The organism is Myroides sp. LoEW2-1 (genome assembly GCF_009767705.1).
In the GTDB taxonomy this organism is placed as follows: Bacteria; Bacteroidota; Bacteroidia; order Flavobacteriales; family Flavobacteriaceae; genus Flavobacterium; species Flavobacterium album_A.
The window spans coordinates 1-20725 of sequence record NZ_WSPP01000057.1 but is presented as its reverse complement, the minus strand read 5'-3'; the positions used below and the strand labels follow the sequence as shown (position 1 = coordinate 20725).

20 protein-coding genes are annotated in these 20725 nt (G+C 33.9%); 5 read left to right on the top strand and 15 right to left on the bottom strand.

Going from position 1 to position 20725, the window contains the following annotated elements:
• Positions 1–15 precede the first annotated feature (15 nt).
• Positions 16–465, top strand: coding sequence for a DUF4442 domain-containing protein (locus GOQ24_RS04125; RefSeq protein ID WP_155092463.1), 450 nt, complete (start codon positions 16–18; stop codon positions 463–465).
• Between the two features lie 73 nt (positions 466–538).
• Here the strand turns inward: GOQ24_RS04125 and clpB are convergent, their stop codons facing one another.
• Positions 539–3130: an ATP-dependent chaperone ClpB gene (gene clpB / locus GOQ24_RS04120; protein WP_160339170.1), complete on the bottom strand. Its 2592-nt coding sequence runs from the start codon at positions 3128–3130 to the stop codon at positions 539–541.
• Between the two features lie 301 nt (positions 3131–3431).
• Between clpB and ytxJ the strand changes: the two genes are divergently transcribed.
• Positions 3432–3770, top strand: a complete 339-nt coding sequence (gene ytxJ, locus GOQ24_RS04115; protein ID WP_155092465.1) for a bacillithiol system redox-active protein YtxJ — start codon at positions 3432–3434, stop codon at positions 3768–3770.
• Between the two features lie 58 nt (positions 3771–3828).
• On the opposite strand, the gene GOQ24_RS04110 is transcribed toward ytxJ, so the two are convergent.
• Together GOQ24_RS04110 and GOQ24_RS04105 are read right to left on the bottom strand one after the other, a co-directional pair.
• Positions 3829–4359, bottom strand: coding sequence for a hypothetical protein (locus tag GOQ24_RS04110; RefSeq protein ID WP_160339169.1), 531 nt, complete (start codon positions 4357–4359; stop codon positions 3829–3831).
• Positions 4360–4513: 154 nt separating this feature from the next.
• Positions 4514–4951, bottom strand: a complete 438-nt coding sequence (locus GOQ24_RS04105) for a hypothetical protein (protein WP_160339168.1) — start codon at positions 4949–4951, stop codon at positions 4514–4516.
• Positions 4952–5374: 423 nt separating this feature from the next.
• Here GOQ24_RS04105 and GOQ24_RS04100 point away from each other — a divergent pair, with 423 nt between their 5' ends.
• Positions 5375–6160, top strand: coding sequence for a hypothetical protein (locus GOQ24_RS04100; RefSeq protein ID WP_160339167.1), 786 nt, complete (start codon positions 5375–5377; stop codon positions 6158–6160).
• 100 nt (positions 6161–6260) lie between these two features.
• On the opposite strand, the gene GOQ24_RS04095 is transcribed toward GOQ24_RS04100, so the two are convergent.
• Positions 6261–6920: an SMI1/KNR4 family protein gene (locus tag GOQ24_RS04095; protein ID WP_155092315.1), complete on the bottom strand. Its 660-nt coding sequence runs from the start codon at positions 6918–6920 to the stop codon at positions 6261–6263.
• A 124-nt stretch (positions 6921–7044) separates the two neighbouring features.
• Positions 7045–8328, bottom strand: coding sequence for a fumarylacetoacetase (fahA, locus tag GOQ24_RS04090; RefSeq protein ID WP_155092316.1), 1284 nt, complete (start codon positions 8326–8328; stop codon positions 7045–7047).
• A 110-nt stretch (positions 8329–8438) separates the two neighbouring features.
• On the opposite strand from fahA, the gene glyA reads away from it, so the two are divergent.
• A complete protein-coding gene (gene glyA, locus GOQ24_RS04085; RefSeq protein ID WP_155092317.1) occupies positions 8439–9713 on the top strand; it encodes a serine hydroxymethyltransferase in 1275 nt (424 codons plus the stop codon).
• Between the two features lie 60 nt (positions 9714–9773).
• On the opposite strand, the gene GOQ24_RS04080 is transcribed toward glyA, so the two are convergent.
• The 8 genes from GOQ24_RS04080 to GOQ24_RS04045 all read right to left on the bottom strand — a co-directional run bounded on the left by GOQ24_RS04080 (position 9774) and on the right by GOQ24_RS04045 (position 17566).
• Positions 9774–10511, bottom strand: a complete 738-nt coding sequence (locus GOQ24_RS04080; protein WP_160339166.1) for an acyl-[acyl-carrier-protein] thioesterase — start codon at positions 10509–10511, stop codon at positions 9774–9776.
• Between the two features lie 56 nt (positions 10512–10567).
• Complete coding sequence (gene miaA, locus GOQ24_RS04075; protein ID WP_160339165.1) at positions 10568–11488, bottom strand: tRNA (adenosine(37)-N6)-dimethylallyltransferase MiaA; 921 nt, start codon at positions 11486–11488, stop codon at positions 10568–10570.
• A complete protein-coding gene (locus GOQ24_RS04070) occupies positions 11472–12323 on the bottom strand; it encodes an ion transporter (protein WP_155092320.1) in 852 nt (283 codons plus the stop codon). Before GOQ24_RS04070 ends, miaA begins: the two co-directional genes overlap by 17 nt.
• A 13-nt stretch (positions 12324–12336) precedes the next feature.
• On the bottom strand, positions 12337–13686 hold the full coding sequence (locus tag GOQ24_RS04065; protein ID WP_160339164.1) for an exonuclease domain-containing protein: 1350 nt from the start codon (positions 13684–13686) through the stop codon (positions 12337–12339).
• Between the two features lie 18 nt (positions 13687–13704).
• Positions 13705–14376, bottom strand: a complete 672-nt coding sequence (locus GOQ24_RS04060) for a YggS family pyridoxal phosphate-dependent enzyme (protein ID WP_160339163.1) — start codon at positions 14374–14376, stop codon at positions 13705–13707.
• Positions 14377–14387: 11 nt separating this feature from the next.
• Positions 14388–15605 carry a DUF1015 domain-containing protein gene (locus tag GOQ24_RS04055; protein ID WP_155092323.1) on the bottom strand — a complete coding sequence of 406 codons (1218 nt, stop codon included), beginning with the start codon at positions 15603–15605 and terminating at the stop codon, positions 14388–14390.
• 78 nt (positions 15606–15683) lie between these two features.
• Positions 15684–16571, bottom strand: a complete 888-nt coding sequence (locus GOQ24_RS04050; protein WP_155092324.1) for a 3-hydroxyacyl-CoA dehydrogenase family protein — start codon at positions 16569–16571, stop codon at positions 15684–15686.
• Between the two features lie 29 nt (positions 16572–16600).
• Complete coding sequence (locus tag GOQ24_RS04045; protein ID WP_155092325.1) at positions 16601–17566, bottom strand: Gfo/Idh/MocA family protein; 966 nt, start codon at positions 17564–17566, stop codon at positions 16601–16603.
• A gap of 244 nt (positions 17567–17810) precedes the next feature.
• Between GOQ24_RS04045 and GOQ24_RS04040 the strand changes: the two genes are divergently transcribed.
• The gene (locus GOQ24_RS04040; protein WP_160339162.1) at positions 17811–18452 is read left to right on the top strand and encodes a protein-L-isoaspartate(D-aspartate) O-methyltransferase; all 642 of its coding nucleotides are present in this window, start codon (positions 17811–17813) and stop codon (positions 18450–18452) included.
• A 61-nt stretch (positions 18453–18513) separates the two neighbouring features.
• On the opposite strand, the gene smpB is transcribed toward GOQ24_RS04040, so the two are convergent.
• Both smpB and GOQ24_RS04030 read right to left on the bottom strand, forming a co-directional pair.
• Positions 18514–18966: an SsrA-binding protein SmpB gene (gene smpB / locus GOQ24_RS04035; RefSeq protein WP_155092326.1), complete on the bottom strand. Its 453-nt coding sequence runs from the start codon at positions 18964–18966 to the stop codon at positions 18514–18516.
• Between the two features lie 99 nt (positions 18967–19065).
• Complete coding sequence (locus GOQ24_RS04030) at positions 19066–19656, bottom strand: porin family protein (RefSeq protein WP_155092327.1); 591 nt, start codon at positions 19654–19656, stop codon at positions 19066–19068.
• Between the last annotated feature and the right edge of the window lie 1069 nt (positions 19657–20725).

Below are 20725 nucleotides of genomic sequence, written 5' to 3'. Positions count from 1 at the left end.
AATAAATAATAGAATATGAATCAAGAGACATTTAAACAAATTCTAACAACGCAAATTCCAATTGCTTGGATTGCAGGTGTTCGCTTAGAAAGTTTTAAAAAAGACGAAGTGATAACATATGTAGAGTTTGACTTTTTAAATCAGAATCCATTTCAGAGTATGTTTTGGGCAGTACAGGGAATGGCTGCTGAGTTTTCGGGAGGCTTAATGCTATTGACAAAAATTAAAATGTCTGGTCAGAATATAGCTTCTTTGGTTGTGAAGAACGAGATGGAGTTTACTAAAAAAGCAGTTGGTAAAATTACATTTACCTGCGATGAAGGACAAAAAATTGACGAGGCAATACAAAGAGCAATAGAAACAAAAGAAGGAGTAGTAATCCCATTGACAACAATTGCTAAGGACGAACAAGGTGATGTAGTAGCAAAGTTTTTGTTTACGTGGAGTATCAAAGCAAGAGGCTAATTGATAATAAAAATAGAGGTTGCTCATTGAGCAACCTCTATTTTATTGTAAAAACGAATTTATAAACAAGCTATTAAGCTTCATGGTTTCTGAAAACTAATTCATTGTCAAATGAATCTAATAGTATAATACTATCTGCTTTTACATGCCCAGCAAGTATTTCTTTTGATAAGCGGTTTAAAACTTCTTTTTGAACAACGCGCTTAACTGGACGCGCACCAAACTCAGGATCATATCCTTTATCTGCTAAAAACTCCTTAGCTTCTGGTGTCGCTTCCATAATGATATTTTGTTGTTTCAACATCTTGATGACATTTTTCAACTGAATATCTACAATGTTGAGGATATTACCTTTCGACAATGGTGTAAACATTACAATCTCATCAATACGGTTAAGAAATTCAGGACGCACTGTTAATTTTAATTCATTAAGCACTCCTTGTTTTGCTTCCTCTGAGGCCTGTTCTACATTTGAAATAGATTCAAATTTCTCTTGTATAATATGGCTTCCCATATTAGAAGTCATAATAATGATTGTGTTTTTAAAATCAGCTAAACGACCTTTGTTATCTGTTAAGCGTCCTTCATCCAATACTTGTAATAAGATATTAAAAGTATCTGGGTGTGCTTTTTCGATCTCATCTAAAAGTACAACAGAGTAAGGTTTTCTTCGAACAGCTTCAGTTAACTGACCACCTTCATCATAACCTACGTATCCTGGAGGCGCTCCTACCAATCTACTCACACTGTGTCTTTCTCCATATTCGCTCATGTCAATACGAGTCATGGCGTTTTCATCATCAAATAGATATTCTGCAAGTGCCTTAGCAAGTTCTGTCTTACCTACACCAGTTGTTCCTAAAAATAGGAATGAACCAATTGGTTTTCTCGGATCTTGTAACCCAGCACGACTTCTACGCACAGCATCACTAATTGCTTCAATCGCTTCTTCTTGACCAATAACGCGTTTGTGTAGTTCGTCCTCAAGGTGTAAGAGTTTTTCTCTTTCACTTTGTAGCATTTTTGCAACAGGAACTCCAGTCCACTTCGCAACTACTTCAGCGATATCCTCACTTGTCACTTCCTCTTTGATAAGTGATTGACCACTTTGGTTTTCGTCTAATTGCTTTTGTGCTTGTTCAAGCTCCTCTTGTGCCGTTTTGACTTTGCCATATCGAATCTCCGCTACCTTACCATAATCACCTTCACGTTCAGCTTTTTCGGCCTCCAGTTTATAAGCCTCTATTTGCTGTTTAATATTTTGAACGCGATCGACAACTTCTTTTTCACCCTGCCACTTAGTAAAGATTTCATTGCGTTCTTCTTTTAAATTAGCAAGTTCAAGTCCCAGAGATTTCAATTTCTCATCGTCATTCTCTCTTTTGATTGCTTCAATCTCAATCTCTAACTGCATGATTTTTCGATCTAACACATCGAGTTCTTCAGGCTTAGAGTTGATTTCCATTCTCAATTTAGCAGCAGCTTCGTCCATTAAGTCAATTGCCTTATCAGGTAAGAAACGATTGGTAATATATCTTTCAGATAAATTGACAGCTGCGATAATTGCCTCATCTTTAATTCTTACTTTATGGTGAGCCTCATATTTCTCTTTAATACCTCTCAAGATTGAAATAGCACTTTCTGTATCAGGTTCATCTACGACAACCTTTTGGAAACGTCTTTCAAGAGCTTTGTCTTTCTCAAAGTACTTTTGGTATTCATCAAGTGTAGTTGCTCCTATAGAGCGCAATTCACCTCTAGCTAAAGCTGGTTTTAGGATATTTGCTGCATCCATAGCACCTTCACCACCACCAGCACCTACTAAGGTGTGTATTTCATCGATAAATAGAATAATATTTCCTTCAGCAGAAGTAACCTCTTTTACGACAGATTTTAATCGCTCTTCAAACTCACCTTTGTATTTTGCACCTGCAATTAGTGCTCCCATATCCAAGGCAAAGATTTGTTTATCTTTTAAGTTTTCAGGAACGTCTTGTTGTACAATACGATGCGCTAATCCCTCAGCTATAGCTGTTTTCCCAACTCCAGGTTCCCCAATTAACATAGGGTTGTTTTTAGTACGACGACTTAAGATTTGCAATACACGTCTAATTTCTTCATCTCTACCTATTACTGGGTCCAACTTACCTTCATTGGCTAATTGAGTTAAGTTGTTAGCATATTTATTCAAAGAGTTGTATGTGTCTTCTGCGGATGCTGATGTAACTCTTGCTCCATTTCGAATTTCTTCAATGGCAGCTATTAATTGTTTTTCAGTTACACCTTGATCTTTTAATATTTGAGCTACTTTACTTTTTGATTTAAAAATAGCTAATACTAAGTGCTCTATTGAAACAAATTCGTCTTTCATCTTTGTTGCGATAGCTTGTGCTTCTGTTACAGCTACACCCGCTTCTCGTGATAAACTCATTTGTCCCCCAGCTACTTTTGGAAAACTTTCGATTGTTGCATCTAAGACCTTTTTGAAGGTATCAAGATTTACATTTAGCTTTTTGAGAATAAATGGGGTTACATTTTCATCTACTTCAAGAATAGCTTTAAAAATGTGTTCATTCTCTATTTGTTGTTGGCCAGCCCCTTGTACAATTATCTGTGCACGTTGCAGAGCCTCTTGTGATTTTATTGTAAAATTGTTCAAATTCATAATTAAGCGTATTTTTTTTGTTGTGTTATAACTTAAGCAATAGATGTTCCAATGTACCTAAATGGTCTAATTGACATAATTTTTGAGAAAACTATTGCAAGAAATTGACAAAAAGTCATATATGTGTAGGGTTGTTAGCCGTTGTTAGTGTCATTTTGTCTTGTTTGGATTGGTTGTATTTTTAAGTGTTATAGAAGTAAGAAAGACTATAGAGTATAAAGAGTCAGGAGATAACGGTAAACAATAGGAGGGTAGTGTATTTTTATTTAATTTAGCGTAATAATTTAATATAATCGAAACTATGGACTGGATACAATTAACGAAAAGCTCACAATTAGAAGATTTAATTGCAGAATCTCAAGAAAAGGCAGTTGTTATCTTTAAGAATAGTACACGATGCTTTATTAGCAAGTTTGCATTAAAGAATTTCCAAAGTTCATTTAGTAATTCAACACATGTATCTTGTTATATGGTTGATGTTGTTGCTGATCGCTTAATTTCTTTAGAAATAGCAGAGGTATTCAAGGTTGAACATCAATCACCACAAATCCTTATTGTTTCAAAAGGACAAGCAGTTTTTAATACATCTCATGAAAGTATTGACGGTGCTCAAGTTGAAAAACTATTATTGCGTTTGTAATCACTCGTAAGTGAAGTATAGAATAAAAATGTCCGATTATTCAAATCGGACATTTTTATTATTGAATAGTGTGGTACTCTATATCAATGCTTGAAGATACGTTAGTTCCCTTTTCATAGTTTGAAGTATTAACAGCTTCTACAAAGTTTGTGGCTAAAGTAGTAGCCTTAGTTAAATCTATTTCTTTAGTATCTTCATTAGCCTCAATGGATACTCCATCTACTTCTAAGATCTTTGTTGCATCATTGTCGTTTTTGAGTAATTTTTGCAAGGCAGTTGCATATGAATTCTCTTGAGAAAATTGTATGTTTTTGATAGTTATTTCTTTTGTGTTTTCATTAATTTGCGTAAGGAAAGAGACGCTTCTAAATGATTTCGCTTCGTTTTCTTGTGAAATAAAGCTGATCAGTTGTCGGTAAAGTTCTGTTGCTTTTTGCGTTAAATCGGTTGATTCTGACGTGTATTTAATAGTGAACTCCTTTGTAGCTTTTTGATTGATAGCAGTAGTAGCATGTGCTGCTGTATTGTTAGCAATTGCTATAGAAGAAATAGGCAATAGCAATAAGGATAAATAGATTAGCTTTTTCATTTTAGAATTTCTTTTACGGTTATCTCCTAAAATTACAAAAAACAAAGCTAACTCATGTTAAATTTAAAATAAAGAAAGGGCATTTTTTTAAAAAAAGCCCTTTCAAAAGTTTACATAAGTCTATGGATAATTGTAGTGTGAGTTTTTTTAATACTTATATTGATAAGGTATTATAATTTTTCTCTTGCAATTGGAACATATATTTATGAGCATTTGGTGTCCCTATAAAATACGAAGGCAAATCTTTTAATTCAACACCGTATACTTTTAATGCAAATTCACAAACTACTAGTTTGATACCAGCTTTATCAGCAGCGTCTAACTCAGGTTTTAATTCTGCGTTATTTAGTTCTTGTACCATTTGTCCCATTATAACGATTTCAAATTTAACAGCAGGATTATCTTTAATCATTTCTGAAGCCGTCATTATAGATGAACGTAGGTTTTTTGTAGACTGAACAAGAATAGCAAACTTTTTGCCCTTAGTTTCTTGAAATAATACACTCTCTGTACTTTCTGAAATAGAAGTTGATGCAAATGATATTGTATTCATTGATAAAATTAGAGCTAAGCTCAAAACTATTTTCTTCATCTCTATAAATGTTATTAATTATTACTTGGACCAAAGTACTATATCTACTATAGTCTGACAGTAACAATTGTTACATATTGCCATTTTTATAATGATTAGTTTTGTAGATAATGAAAATCAAAGACGTTATGATTAATTATTTTAAGCAATGGACTGCAATAAGATGGATTCGATTAATCCTTGGAGTTTTTATTGTTTTTCAAAGTATAGATAATGAGCTATGGGTTTTGATGATACCGGCTCTGTATTTGTTTTTACAAGCTTTTTTTAACTTTGGTTGTAAGGGTGATTCGTGTAGTATCAAGTAATTATAAATAGTTGCTATTGACTCTAATGTTCTTTTGTTCTTTTAATTTTATAACTAAAGGTAAAGATTCTTCGAATATTTAATATATTTACCTAAGTTTGAAAAAAAGAATTGACATGAAAAGACTACTATTACTTGTAATTATTTTACAATCTGTTTTTGCATTCGGGCAAAAAGCTTCAAATAATTTAGTTGGAAAGTATAAAAACAAATCCTTTTGGAGTTTTTATAATACATCTTTAGAATTTGACGGAAAAGGAACTGCTATTTTAGATGAAAAAGAGTACTACGATTATTTTGAAAGAAACGACACTATTTATGTGTTAGCAGGTGGAGATGGGGTTTTTCTTGAAAAGAAGAATGGAAATGAATTGAAGGGGTTTAGTAGAAAAGTAAAGAAGTCTACTTTTATTTCTTTAGATAATGAATTTAAATATGCTCCGAAAGCTCCAGGAATGGAAAAGCGCCTTGAATTGTTAGAGAAGTTTTACTATTTGAATTATGTAGAGGGGGATAGATTACTTGAACGCAAAGGAAAGGGGATGTTTATGGATTCAATGAGTAAAATTAAGCAGGGGAATCAAAAGTTGTGTGATGCTGGATTGGATACTGCTTGTATTCAAGTTTTTATTTATGGCTTAGGTGAAAAAGCAATTGATGTTGTTTCTGTATTAGGGGATAAGAATGCAAAAGAGGTAAAACACCCTCAAGCAGATGCAGAACTTGAGAAGTTAGGTTTCAAGATTATCGAAATGGGCAATAACGAAGGATATGGATTATTATACTCTTATTACACATTGATTGACCAGGAGAAGACAGGAATCGAATGGAATGAAAAAGGGTTAAAAAAAGGATGCCGTTTATGTGCATCTAACAAAGAGATTTACGAGAAAGAGCTATAGGTAACAGACCTCTAACTATCGATGTAATAAAGAAAAATCTCCTATTGAGTTCAGTAACTCGATAGGAGTTTTTTTTATAAGGCTGTCTTAGTTCTTGTGATTAGATAAACTCTGAAATAGAATTGTCAAGCCATAATTCATACCAATCTAAAAAAGTTAGACTATTAATATTTTCTAATTCAATACTCGGATATAATCCTCCGTCATTTATTCGGTCGTCTGTCCACATAAAACCTTTTTGATTTCCAGCTACGACAAGGAAAATGGTAATACCACATCCAAAATCACAAAGGTTAAGCCTTCCATAGTCATGTTCTTCTCCACTGATCAGGGCCAATCTTTTTTCATATAACTGTTCTTCAAGTTCATCATCTCCACTGGCATTTTCTATTTTAGCATCAAGACTTTCTAATTCAGCTAATGGATTCCATAGGGAACTATGAGGAAAAGGCTTTTGTAAAAGTGAAGTAGTACTCTTGCCTGTTATCATTAGCTCTTCTTCGTTTACGCTTGCTTCAGTTAATGTTTGCAAGCCATAAAAAGGTCCCATACCTCCATTGCCTACTTCAGTGATAAATGCTAAATAATCTTTTGGTAGCGTAACCTTATTCTCCTTTTCAAATTGAGTTACATCTTCAATAGAAACAGTAGGGTTTAATATATATTCGTGTGTATCTGCACCGAAAATTTCCAAGTCTTGATCTAAACTCTTTAATTGGTTTACTTTCTCTTTGATACGATGAATTTGTTCTGTGTACATAAATTATAGTAATAAGCGACAAAAGTAGTTAAAATATAACGTTCGCCTTTATATTGAAACAAAAAAGCGCGAAATGACAGTTCATTTCGCGCTTGGTATATTTACTTTGTAAGACTTTTCTGTTTTAAAAACGTACTGATGCTGGTAATAGCATATTACTAACCTCCCCAAAGCCAATGCGGATATCACTATTTTGGCAATAACCTTTCATTGTGATAGTATCGTAATCTTCAATAAAAGTTCTGGTAGAACCATCAGGTAAAGCAATTGGTTTGGTTCCGCCCCAAGTTAACTCTAAAAGAGATCCATAGCTATTTGGTTCAGTTCCAGAGATGGTTCCGGAACCCATTAAGTCACCTGAGTTTACTTTGCACCCATTAATGGTGTGATGCGCTAACTGTTGACTCATAGTCCAATACAAATACTTAAAGTTAGACTCACAGATTAACTTACTCTCTTTTTCTTTTGGAGTAATGTATACTTCTAATTTAATATCAAAGGTTCGATTACCAGATTGCTGTAAGTAAGGTAGAGGGGTAGGTGATTGAGCTGGACTTGCAACTCTAAACGGCTCTAAAGCGTCGAGTGTGATAACCCAAGGGGAAATCGAAGTGGCAAAGTTCTTAGCAAGGAAGGGACCTAACGGAACGTATTCCCATGTTTGTATATCTCTTGCACTCCAATCATTTAACAAAACCATACCAAAGATATGATCTTCAGCCTCATCTACTGGAATGTGCTCTCCTAAAAGGTTAGCATCGGTTGTAATAAAACCTGTTTCTAATTCGAAATCAAGGCGTTTTGAAGGCCCGAATACTGGAGAGGTTTCTCCTTTGGGCAAAGTTTGTCCTACAGGTCTTTTAATAGGAACTCCTGAAGGAATAACAGTAGAGCTTCTACCATGGTAGCCAACAGGGATGTGTAACCAGTTTGGTAACAATGCATTCTCAGGGTCTCTGAACATCTTCCCTACATTGGTTGCATGTTCTTTACTCGAGTAGAAATCAGTATAGTCCCCAATGAGTACAGGTAACTGCATTTCCACAGAATCAATTGCAAATATTACAGCATCTCTGTGTTTTTCGTTATTTTGAAGATCTAAGTTATTTAAGTCAAATATTTCAGCAACTCTGTTTCTAACTGCTCTCCAGGTTTTTTTACCTGCAGAAATAAAATCATTTAAAGAATCTTGTAGAAATACATCATCGGTCAAGTCAATGCCTTTAAAGTAACCTAACATTTGCAATGCACTTAAATCAATTGCATAATTACCAATTCGGGTACCTATTGTAATGATGTCATCTTGCGTGATAAAAACACCAAAAGGAATATTCTGAATTGGAAAATCAGAATTCTTTTCAACGTTTAACCAAGACTTCCTATTCGGATCGTTTGCGTTAATTGTCATAAATTATTTTTTAGTGAGTTAATAGTAATACTCAAATATATAATTAAGACTGAAAATAACAAACGTTTTTTGTACATTTGGAAGCAATAAAAATGAAACACACAACATAAATGAGAAAAGATACTGAAATTTTCGACTTAATTCTTGAAGAACAAGATAGACAAATTCATGGAATTGAATTAATTGCTTCTGAAAACTTTGTAAGTGATGAGACAATGGAAGCTGCAGGTTCTTGCTTAACAAATAAATACGCAGAAGGGTATCCTAATAAGAGATATTACGGAGGATGTGAAGTTGTTGACGTAGTAGAGCAAATTGCTATTGATCGTGCAAAGGCATTATTTGGTGCTGAGTATGTAAACGTGCAACCTCACTCAGGATCTCAAGCTAATACAGCTGTGTTTTTTGCTTGTTTGAAGCCTGGAGATAAGATACTTGGGTTTGATTTATCTCATGGAGGACATTTAACTCACGGTTCACCAGTGAACTTTTCAGGTAAGCTGTACAACCCTGTGTTTTATGGTGTAGATCAAGAAACAGGTTTATTAAATTACGATAAGATACAAGAAGTAGCTACTAAAGAGCAACCAAAACTTATAATTGCTGGTGCTTCTGCATATTCTCGCGATATGGATTTTAAACGATTCAGAGAGATTGCTGATAGTGTTGGAGCTATTTTAATGGCAGATATTTCACACCCTGCAGGTTTAATAGCTAAGGGATTGATGAATGATCCTGTACCTCATTGTCATATTATCACTACTACAACACACAAGACATTAAGAGGACCAAGAGGTGGTATTATCATGATGGGGAAAGATTTTCCAAACCCATTTGGTTTAAAAACGCCAAAAGGAGAGGTACGCATGATGTCTTCGCTTTTAGACAGTGCTGTATTCCCAGGTAATCAAGGAGGACCTTTAATGCATATTATTGCTGCTAAAGCTGTAGCATTTGGGGAGGCTTTATCTGATGAGTTCTTTAAATATACGTTGCAAGTGCAAAAGAATGCTAAGGCAATGGCCGCAGCTTTTGTAAAAAGAGGATATAATATCATCTCTGGCGGTACAGATAACCACATGATGTTGATTGATCTTAGAAATAAGAATATCTCTGGTAAAGAAGCTGAGCAAGCTCTTGTAAAAGCTGAAATTACTGTGAACAAAAACATGGTACCTTTTGATGATAAATCACCATTTGTAACTTCTGGTATTCGTATTGGTACTCCAGCTATTACTACAAGAGGTTTAGTTGAAGAAGATATGGAAACTATCGTTGCTTTAATTGACAAAGTATTGATGAATCACACAAACGATGAAGTAATTGAACAAGTTGCTGATCAAGTAAACGAAATGATGGAAGAAAGACCTATGTTTGTATGGTAAATCACAACATTATAGGTACATAATAATAAAAGCTACTCATTTTATGAGTAGCTTTTTCTTTTAGTTTAGGTAGCAGTAAAAATTAACTGTATCTTCATTTGTATTGACTGTAAAGTGATGCCCTTCTTTATCTACTGAATATAAAATATCATAAGGGAGATCATAGGTCATTTCTTTTTTAAATAACATATCTAACGTTTTCACTCCCTTTAAGTCGATATTGTGAGCATACGCTGTATCCATTATCCATTCTATATACTTTATATTAGTCACGTGATTAACCATGTCTAAATCTGAGTATTTTACTTTGTCACTTGATAGCTTGCTAAAGATATTTTTTGGCATTCTTTGAAAGTCCTCTTTTACTGACTTTTTATCTGCGTATTTAATAAAATGTTCGTGGGGAAGTTTCATTAATTCAGGTCTTCTCTTTTCTGTATTCATAATCACCCAAAGAGAAGAAGCATTTGCCAGTAATTGGCTATTCTGGTGCACTTCAAAGTTCCTTACTGATCGAAAGCCATCTAATTTTTCTATCCAAGTTGTAATTGTAATCTCATCTTGCCAATGGGGTAATTCTCCTTCAATCTCTATTCTAAACTTATTCACTACCCAGGCTTGACTAACTTGTTGTAAGTCCCAAAAGCTGATTCCCCCTACAATAGAATGTTCTGATGCAACATATTGTATTAATCGACTGAGCGCGGATAGCTTGATAACTCCATCCGGTGAGCAATCAAAGAAATCAACAATGAAACTTCGAGTATAAATGGAAGTGAAATTTGGAGAAATTGGCATATAATATAGTTTTAAAGTGGTTGTATGTTTGCTTGGTAGAGTAGAGGTCGTTGCCTTTATTGATTGATAATTTTGTCAATCTCCGCAATAATGTTGTTTGGATCTGTAGTAAAATCAAACCAATTGGCACCTTCAGTTCTTTTGAACCAAGTCATCTGGCGTTTAGCAAAACGGCGTGTGTTTTTCTTAATTTCCTCAATTGCAAAATCTAAATTGCAATCTCCATCAAAATAAGTAAACAGTTCTCTGTACCCTACGGTCTGTAATGCATTATTCTTCCTAAAAGGATACAATGCCTCAGCTTCTTTTAAAAGTCCGTTATCGATCATAATATCCACTCGCTTGTTAATGCGTTGATACATTAATTCACGATCAGCCTCTAATCCTATAATGATAGGAGTAAAGTTTCTATTGTTTGCTTTTTTATTCAAGAAGGATGAATAGGGTTTCCCTGTACCTATACAAACTTCCAGTGCTCTTGTAACACGCTGTGGATTATCTATCGCAACCTTTTCATAGTGTACAGGATCAAGTTCTTTTAACTTATTTTGAAGAGAAGCCAATCCTTTTTCTTCAAGTTCTTTGTTTAAGTCTTCTCTGATATTGGGGTCTATGTCAGGGAAATCATCTAAACCATTGATAATTGCATTGACAAATAAACCAGAACCACCAACCATGACTTGTATGGGGTTGTGTTGAAATAGATCTTCCAGTTTTGCTAAGGCGTCTCTTTCAAAATCTCCTACTGAGTAGGGTGTATCTATACCAATATGTTGAATAAAATGATGAGGTATAATACTTAATTCTTCTTGAGAAGGCACGGCTGTACCTATATTCATTTCTCGATAGAACTGTCTGCTATCACAAGAAATTATGTTACTGTTATAATGCTTTGCTATTTCGATTCCCAAGGCTGTTTTTCCAATAGCAGTAGGTCCGATAACAACAATTAAATATCTATTATTTTTTGAATACATCTCCTAATTTTTGACCACAGTTATAGCAGTAGTTCGCATCTTCATCATAAATAGTTGTTGTACATGAAGGGCAGTTTCTTCTCTTACGCGCATCTAATCTATTCCTTTTAATATTAGAGAATTCGGCAGTTACAATTCCAGTTGGTACTGCAATAATGCCGTACCCCATAATCATGATAAATGAGGCAATCATCTGTCCCTGTATGGTCTGGGGAGCAATATCTCCATAACCCACAGTGGTCAAGGTTACGATACACCAGTAAATACTGCGCGGAATGCTTGTAAAGCCATTGTCTTTTCCTTCGATTACATACATCAAAGCTCCCAAAATAATAGATACAACTAATACGAAGTAAACAAATACAATGATTTTTGTTCTACTTGCTTTTATAGCGAGTTTTAAGTGGGATTCTTGACCGATATAAGGAACCAAATTTAAAATTCCAAAAAGGCGTAAAAGACGTAATGCACGTACAACTGTTAACACTTGAGCATCTGCTACGAAGAAAGATAAGTACATTGGCAATATGGAAATCAAATCGACTATTCCATAAAAGCTGAATACGTATTTTAATGGTTTCTTATTACATAGAATACGCAATATGTATTCTATAGTAAAAAAGACAGTAATAATCCATTCACATACTTTAAGACTGATATGGTGCTTCATATCAAAGCTTTCTATTGACTCAAGCATTACCAATAAAACGCTCAAGAGAATAACGGCTAATAATACTAAGTCAAATAATTTTCCAGCAAAAGTGTTAGAACCGTAAATTACGATGTAAATCTTTTGCTTTAGGATATCCCATTTATTCTTAAGTTTCTTTCTCAACGGTGTCTAAGATTTAAATATGAACTAATTTATAACCTGTTTTTTTATTTAAATAATTTAAAATAATATTTCTATTATTTCGATTAAAAGTAATAGTTGTTAAATTACTTTGCAATCGATCTAATGAATTTACTTGATAATTTAGATCGTAGAAACAGTAACCTCTCAATTTTCCTTCTTCGAGTACTACGGCACTTTTTTCTTCTACTTTTCTTCCTTTGTTGATGATTAATAAGTTGCCTTGATCTATGTTGTAATTAACAAGTAGTTCTAAAAGATTACAATTATAATCCGTTTTATTCATTTCTATTGTATCTGAGAAATTAGCTTCAGTCACTTTCTTGCTCTTTTTCTCATTTATCATTTCTAAAAAGAACGGTAGTTCAAAGTGATGTGTTATACTTTGAACAAACTTTCTACCCTCAGTTGGCGAGGTGAAAGCCATAACGTTGCGTTTTCGACCATCCGTTTTTTCTATAGCGAAATAATGGTATCCGTTTAAATTTGTTTTTATATACAAAGAGTAAGGGTAGATATTCTTCTTGCTTACTTTATTGTATTTCGGCTTGTTAATAGTAATCTCCTCTGCTTCTTTGAGCATTGCTATTAATTCATTGCCTGTTTTTTCATAAGTCACTGTATAAGTTTCTTGTTGAATCTTCTTAAAGACAGTAGTGTTGCTTGTAAAGTGTTGTAAAACTTTCTTCTTGATATTCTGACTTTTGCCTATAAAGATGATTTGACCTTCTTCGTTGTGGATATAATAAATACCAACTGTTGAGGGAAGACTATCTGCAATGTCTAAAAACTTAGGATTAATACCAGTGCGAATATCTGATTTAATCATTGATTTTAGGATTGTTTTTTCGTGGTCTTTTGACAGTAATAATTGAAACAATTTCAAAGTAGCCATTGCATCTCCATGTGCTCTATGTCTATCAGCAATAGGAATACCTAATGAACGCACTAATTTGCCTAAAGAGTGTGATTTAGCTTCAGGTAATAATTTTTGAGATAACTCAACAGTACATAGTGTATCTCTGTTAAAGTTGTAGCCCAATCTTCTAAACTCTGTTCTAATTACTCTATAGTCGAAGTCTGCATTATGAGCAACAATAACGCAATCTGTTGTTATTTCAATGATGCGCTTCGCTACTTCATAGAATTTAGGTGCTAAACGGAGCATAGCATTACTTATACCCGTAAGTTTTACTACAAAGGGCTGTATTTCAATTTGAGGATTTACTAAACTAATGAATTGATCTACTACTTTATCGCCATCGAATTTATAAATGGCTATTTCAGTGATTCCTTCTTCATTAAATTGTCCTCCTGTTGTCTCTATATCTAATATTGCGTACAAGCTGTAATATCGTATTAATTAATAATTTCGATGACCGAATATACTACTGCCAATTCTAACCATGGTGCTACCACATTCTATGGCTAATAGGTAATCGTTACTCATTCCCATTGACACAGTAGTCAATTGTAAAGAAGGAATATGTGAGTAGTTGTTTTTTACTTTGTCAAATATAGCCTTTAGTGAAGTAAACTCCTCTTTGATTAGGTGCTGGTCCTCTGTAAAAGTAGCCATTCCCATTAACCCTTTGATTTCAATATGTTGCAATTTTGAAAAGGCTTCACTCTCTAATATTTCGATTAACTCCGCTTCGTCTAATCCAAATTTAGTGTCTTCTTTGGCAATAAACATTTGCAATAAACAAGGAATAACTCGGTTATTTCGCTTAGCTTGTTTATCTATTTCTTCAAGTAGTCTAAAGCTATCTACACCGTGAATCAACGAAACATAAGGTGCCATATACTTCACTTTGTTTCTCTGTACGTGCCCTATCATGTGCCATTGTATGTCCTTAGGTAGAGATTCGTACTTATCACTCATCTCCTGAATCTTGTTTTCCCCAAATACACGTTGGCCTGCATCATAGGCTTGTTGGATATCTTCTATTGGCTTTGTTTTCGAAACAGCTACCAATGTCACTCCCTCAGGAATCGTTTTTTTAATCTCATTCAGATTATTTGCTATAACCATTTTCTCTTACATTAAATTTCATAAATTAATAAACCATTCATGAACTTAGGTTCAATATATGTACTTTTTGGTGGCATGATCAGGTTGTTATCCGCCACTTTTTTAATTTCTTCTACATTGGTAGGGTAAAGCATAAAACCTACTTCGTATTCTCCGTCATCTACCATTTCTTTAATTGTTACAATAGATTCATTTCCTGGAATATAGTCAATTCGCGCGTCATTACGCAAATCATCGAGTCCGAGAATAGGGTGTAATACTTCATCGTATAAGATTTGAGCATCTAATTGTTGGAGGATATCGTTTGTTTTCTTTTTCTCTTTTAATTTAAGAGCGTAGAAATCTCCATCCAAATACATGCCAAATTCCATTTTCTGTGTGGGTTTCCACAACTGTTGTTCTTTATTTTCAACAAGGAATTTTTGATTTAACAATTCAAGAAATTCTTCTTTTGTGTGATTGTTTAAATCGTGAATAATTCTGTTGAACTCGTAAATCTTGATATTGTTTTCTGAGATTAAGTAAGTCATGACAGAATTGTTGTGTCCTCTTTGGTTCTCAGGATCTTCTTGTTGTAGCATATTGGCAGAAGCAAAACGGTGATGTCCATCGGCAATGTACATTTTATCTACTTGCTCGAACTTGCTACACAACCATTCAATTTCAGCGTCATTGTCTATTTTCCACAGCGTATGCCTTTCTTTCTCTACTGTACTAAAGTCGTATATCGGCCTTGACTGTTTAAAATTATCTATCCAAATATTAATGTCCTCTTGATCTGGATACATCATTAAAACGGGTTCTGTATTGAATTTACTGAAATCCAAGTACTCTTTGAATAACTTAACTCTGTATTCAAGTGTGTCTTCGTGCTTGAGAATCACATTGTCATTGTAGTCTTCAAGTGTTGTACCGGCTATAATGCCTGTAAATACATGTGATTTTGTTTGAATTTGATATAAATAGAAAATCGGCTTTTCTTCTTTGACAAGGATATTCTCTTTCTTAAAGTCTTTTAATTTAGCAGCAACCATTTTGAAACGCTTGTCACTTGTTACCTTTTGTGGATTAACATAAGCGGGATGCAAAACGTGAAGAAAAGAAAAAGGATTGTAATCTAATAGATAGGCTAATTCTACAGTTGTGTAGTCTTCGAATGAACGACAACTTACTAAACTAACTTTATCTCTTGTAGGACGAACGCCTTGGAATGGAAGTATTTTTGCCATTATTTATGGTATCAAATCGAAAGAAAGACAACTGATTTTATTGTGAATCAGTTGTCTTTTTCTATATTATTTATCTTGTTATGCAAACATTTTAGCTACTTTCTCAGCTTTCTTACTCTCTGAGTAGTCATAGAATCCCTCTCCAGATTTTACGCCAAGTTTTTTAGCCATAACCATATTTACTAATAACGGACATGGTGCGTATTTTGGATTTTTAAATCCTTCATACATTACGTTTAGAATTGACAAACAAACATCTAAGCCTATGAAATCTGCTAATTGAAGCGGTCCCATTGGATGAGCCATTCCCAATTTCATCACAGTGTCAATTTCTTCTACACCAGCAACTCCATTATATAGTGTTTCGATAGCCTCATTAATCATTGGCATCAGTATGCGGTTAGCTACAAATCCAGGGTAATCATTTACTTCTGTAGGTACTTTATCTAATTTTTTAGATAACTCCATAATCGCTTTAGTAACTTCGTCAGATGTACTATAACCGCGAATTATCTCCACTAACTTCATAATTGGCACAGGATTCATAAAGTGCATCCCTATAACTCTTTCTGGGTTCTTCACCACAGAAGCAATTTGAGTAATTGAAATTGAAGAAGTGTTTGAAGCTAAAATGATATTCTCATTGCATACTTCACTTAATTCTTTAAAGATATTTAGTTTTAACTGTACATTTTCTGTTGCAGCCTCTATAACTAAGTCAGCATTTACCACACCGTCTTTTATTTCTGTATAGGTAATGATGTTCTCAATAGTTGCTTTCTTTTCAGCTTCAGTGATACTTCCTTTTGCAATCATGCGATCAAGGTTTTTCACAATCGTAGTCATACCTCTTTCAATAGCTTGTTCAGATATATCGATTAAGAATACTGTAAACCCCTTTTGAGCAAAGGTATGTGCAATACCATTCCCCATGGTTCCAGCACCTATAACTGCGATATTTTTCATATATAGTTGATTTTTAATGTTAGTTCATTTTATTTTTTAAATGCATCGATGATTTGATATGCTAATTTCAAAGCAGCTGTACCATCTTCTAACGTTACAACAGGTCTTGTATTGTTTACAATAGCATCGTGAAACGTTTCCAATTCATCTAAAATAGCATTATTTTGATGAACTTCAGGGTTGTCGTAATAAATTTGTTTTTTAACTCCTTCAGCATTTTGTAAGATAAGGTCAAAGTCGCCAGGAGTTTCTGGAGCTTCTTTCATTTTGACTACCTCACAAGTTTTTTCTAAATAGTCTACCGAAATATAAGCATCACGTTGAAAGAAACGAGATTTACGCATATTCTTCATTGAGATTCTACTTGCTGTAATATTAGCCACGCATCCGTTTTCAAACTCTACTCGAGCATTGGCAATATCGGGTGATTCACTTAAAACAGCTACTCCGCTTGCACTAACGTGTTTTACAGGGGATTTAACCACACTTAAAATAGCATCGAGATCGTGTATCATTAAGTCCAAAACAACAGGTACATCAGTTCCTCTTGGGTTAAACTCAGCAAGGCGGTGAGTTTCGATGAACATTGGTGACTCTATCTTTGATTTTACAGCTAAAAAGGCAGGATTGAATCTTTCGACGTGTCCTACTTGGCCATATACGTTGTGTTTCTTTGTTAACTTGATAATTTCTTCAGCCTCTTCTACAGTAGTTGTGATTGGCTTTTCAAGGAAAACGTGTTTTCCTGCCTCGATTGCTTGTTTAGCACAATCAAAATGGGAAAGGGTAGGAGTCACGATATCTACTACATCCACAGCAGCTATCAACTCCTCAATGCTATCAAATTTACGATATCCAAATTCAGCAGCAACTTTCTCTGCGTTCTCTTTAAAAGGATCATAGAATCCTACTAAATTATATTTTTCAGATTGGTTTAACAGGCGTAAGTGAATCTTACCTAAATGTCCTGCTCCCAATACACCAACTTTTAGCATATCTAAATATTTTCAACAAAAATATAACTTAATTTAAGTAACGCATAAAAAATAGGGGATAAAGTTTTGCTTATCCAAGCTTAAGTCTTGCTGTTGAGTTAGTTTGAAAAAATGTTGTTTAAATTCTTTTTCATAGTTCGATATAAAAAGGATATTAGATAGGAAATGAAATGCCTCAGAGAGGCTTTGTGAGTAAGTTTATTGTAAATATTGTGTAAATTAGCGCAAATTAAAATTACTTGCCGTGATAGATACCCCTAAACATCAAGGTCTTCGCAATCAGCTTGTAGAGTCTTTAAAACAAAAAGGTATAGTAGATACTGCTGTTTTAGAGGCTATAAGGGTGATTCCTAGACATTTATTTTTAGATTCAAGTTTTGAAAATTTTGCTTATCAAGATAAAGCATTTCCAATTGGTGCAGGACAGACGATCTCTCATCCATACACTGTTGCTTTTCAATCGCAACTGTTAAGGCTGGAGAAAGAAGATAAAGTGTTGGAGATAGGAACGGGAAGTGGTTATCAAACCGCTGTTTTAGTAGCTATGGGAGCAAGAGTTTACAGCATAGAAAGGCAAAATGAATTGTATAAGAAGACAAGTCATTTGCTTCCAAAATTGGGAATACGCCCCAAATTAATGACTTTTGGTGACGGATATAAAGGATTGCCTAATTATGCTCCTTTTGATTCTATTATTGTTACTGCTGGTGCTCCGTTTATACCACAACCTTTAATGGCTCAGTTAAAAATTGGAGGTAGGCTTATCATTCCTTTGGGAGAAGAAACACAAATCATGACTGAACTAGTTCGTTTGAATGAAACTCAGTTTGAAAAACACGAGTATGGTGACTTTAAATTTGTCCCAATGTTAGAGAATAAAAATTAGATACAAAAAAACGAAGTACTCTGCAGAGTACTTCGTTTTTTATTTTATTAAAATCAGTTCTTTAATATGACTTTTTCAATCTGTCTAAGTTGATCTTATTATCTCGATCTTTAATTGTCTCGCGTTTATCGTAGTTCTTTTTACCTCTACACAGCGCTATCTCAAGTTTAGCTAATCCTCTGTCGTTTAAAAATAGACGCAAAGGTACAATGGTTAACCCCTTGTTTTGAACACTCTTGTTTAAGCTTTTAAGCTCTTTCTTGTTGAGTAGTAATTTGCGCTCTGTTTTAGCTTTGTGATTGAAGTGTTTGCTATAGGCGTATTCTTCAATTTGAGTATTAATGGCAAATAATTCAAGGCCTTGAAACTCACAAAAACTTTCTGCAATACTCGCTTTCCCCAATCGAATTGATTTAATCTCTGTTCCCGTTAAAACTATACCAGCGGTAAATCTGTCTATAATCTCATAGTCAAATTTTGCGCGCTTATTTAATATGTTTATTTTCTTCTGCATATTGCAAAAATAATATTTTTAAAACTATTTGAAAGTAGCAAACAAAAAAGAGTTGCTACTGCAAAGTAACAACTCTTTCTGTTAATGTTGAAATTTATCTTATAAAAAGAAATATCCTACTGAAACTAACCAAGTGTTTGGTTTAGTTTTGAAGTCTTTACTCACGTTGCTGAAACCTCCATCGTATGAAACGTCAACAGTGAATTTTAAGATATCAGCTCCAACTCCTAAACGGTAACCAATGTTTGATTTGTCAAAGTTTTTGAATGTATCTCCTATTTCTTTTTTATTGAAGTTATCTCCAATCATATTTGTGTAAACTCCCCCTGCATAGGTACGCAAGTGCAATAAAGGTAGGTTGATGATTTTGTAACCAAAAACAACAGGAACTTCAATATTCTTCATTTTAGAAGTGTTGTTGCCAGTTGCTCCCTCAAATTTTACGTTTTTCTCAGAGTATAAAAGCTCTGCTTGAAGGTAAGTTTTTTTAATGTCAAATCTCGCTACAGCACCAAGCGCAAAACCAGTAGCAGATTTACTGTTGTAATCTTTTAAAGATGTAGACATATCAGTAAAGTTTGCTCCTGCCTTAATCCCAACGTGTAAAGGAGAAGGCGACTGTGCGTAAGATGTTGCTCCAGCTAATAATAATGCAAAGGTTGCTAATCTAAAAATTTTTTTTGCTTTCATAGTTTAGTTATTTTTTGCCAAAGTTAAAGAAATGATTATCTATTAACAAAATTTTTTTAACCGATGAATTTACTTTATCATAATTGATTTATAATTATAAATAAGCTAATAAAGTGTTACAGGTAAGTTGATTTTATATGGAAGGAGTAATGTTGAGTACAGGTCTGTTTTAGATCTGTGTAAAGACATAAAGAGTGTATTGCTGAGTAATTGGAGAAAGGGATTGTTGTTTGTGTGGTAAGTATTGAGTTTCAATTTTTAGTGTTATTCACAGTTTGGTGTTTTTAGTTGTACCAAAGGTGGTATTAGTTGTGCTTCTTAGTTGGTTACAAGTTTATTAAGTAGGTATTTTTAAAGTCCTTTTTAGCTACTTACGAAGGGTTTTCTAGGGGTATCCTTGTGGTTTTGTTGCCAAGAATGGGGGTTTTGCCAAGGAAACCCCTAACAATCTGCGAGAATACGTGGAGAAAGTGCAAGCAATACTCTATTGATTTTGGGTATAGTGATGCATGATGTATTTGTTATTTACTTTAACTTTAAACGCTCTGTTGTATTCTTTTTTGATTTGCTGAAAGAGGAGCAATGTGTGAAATTTGAGTAATGTCTATTAATTTGGGTAGGGGAGTAGCAGAAGAAAGAGTTGTGATGTTAGGGGTATGGTATGCGATGTGAACTATAGAAGTGGTAAGGTATTCTGGGGGAGTATGTATGGAGTAGAGGTATCGCTAAATGAAAGATTTAAATAGATTACATCATTACTTAGGTGTAGTTAGATTATTCTTCAATACATGTATAAGGGCTGTTAGTTTACCTCTAAGCATCGAATATGTCTTTTGTCATAGATTTTGACTTAGTTCTTATTTCTATTGATGATATAATACTTTCGTCGGTTTCACCAGTATGAGGATCAATAAACAATATGTGTTTACATTTTTCTTTTCAGCTATTATCGTCGTTTGTGTTTTTGTGGATCAATCTCAAAAGTTGTGTGTGAATTAAAAACTACAGATCTTTGTAATAATAAATAATAACCGTGGAAAACTATATTGAGTTTGTAAAAATGATTTTA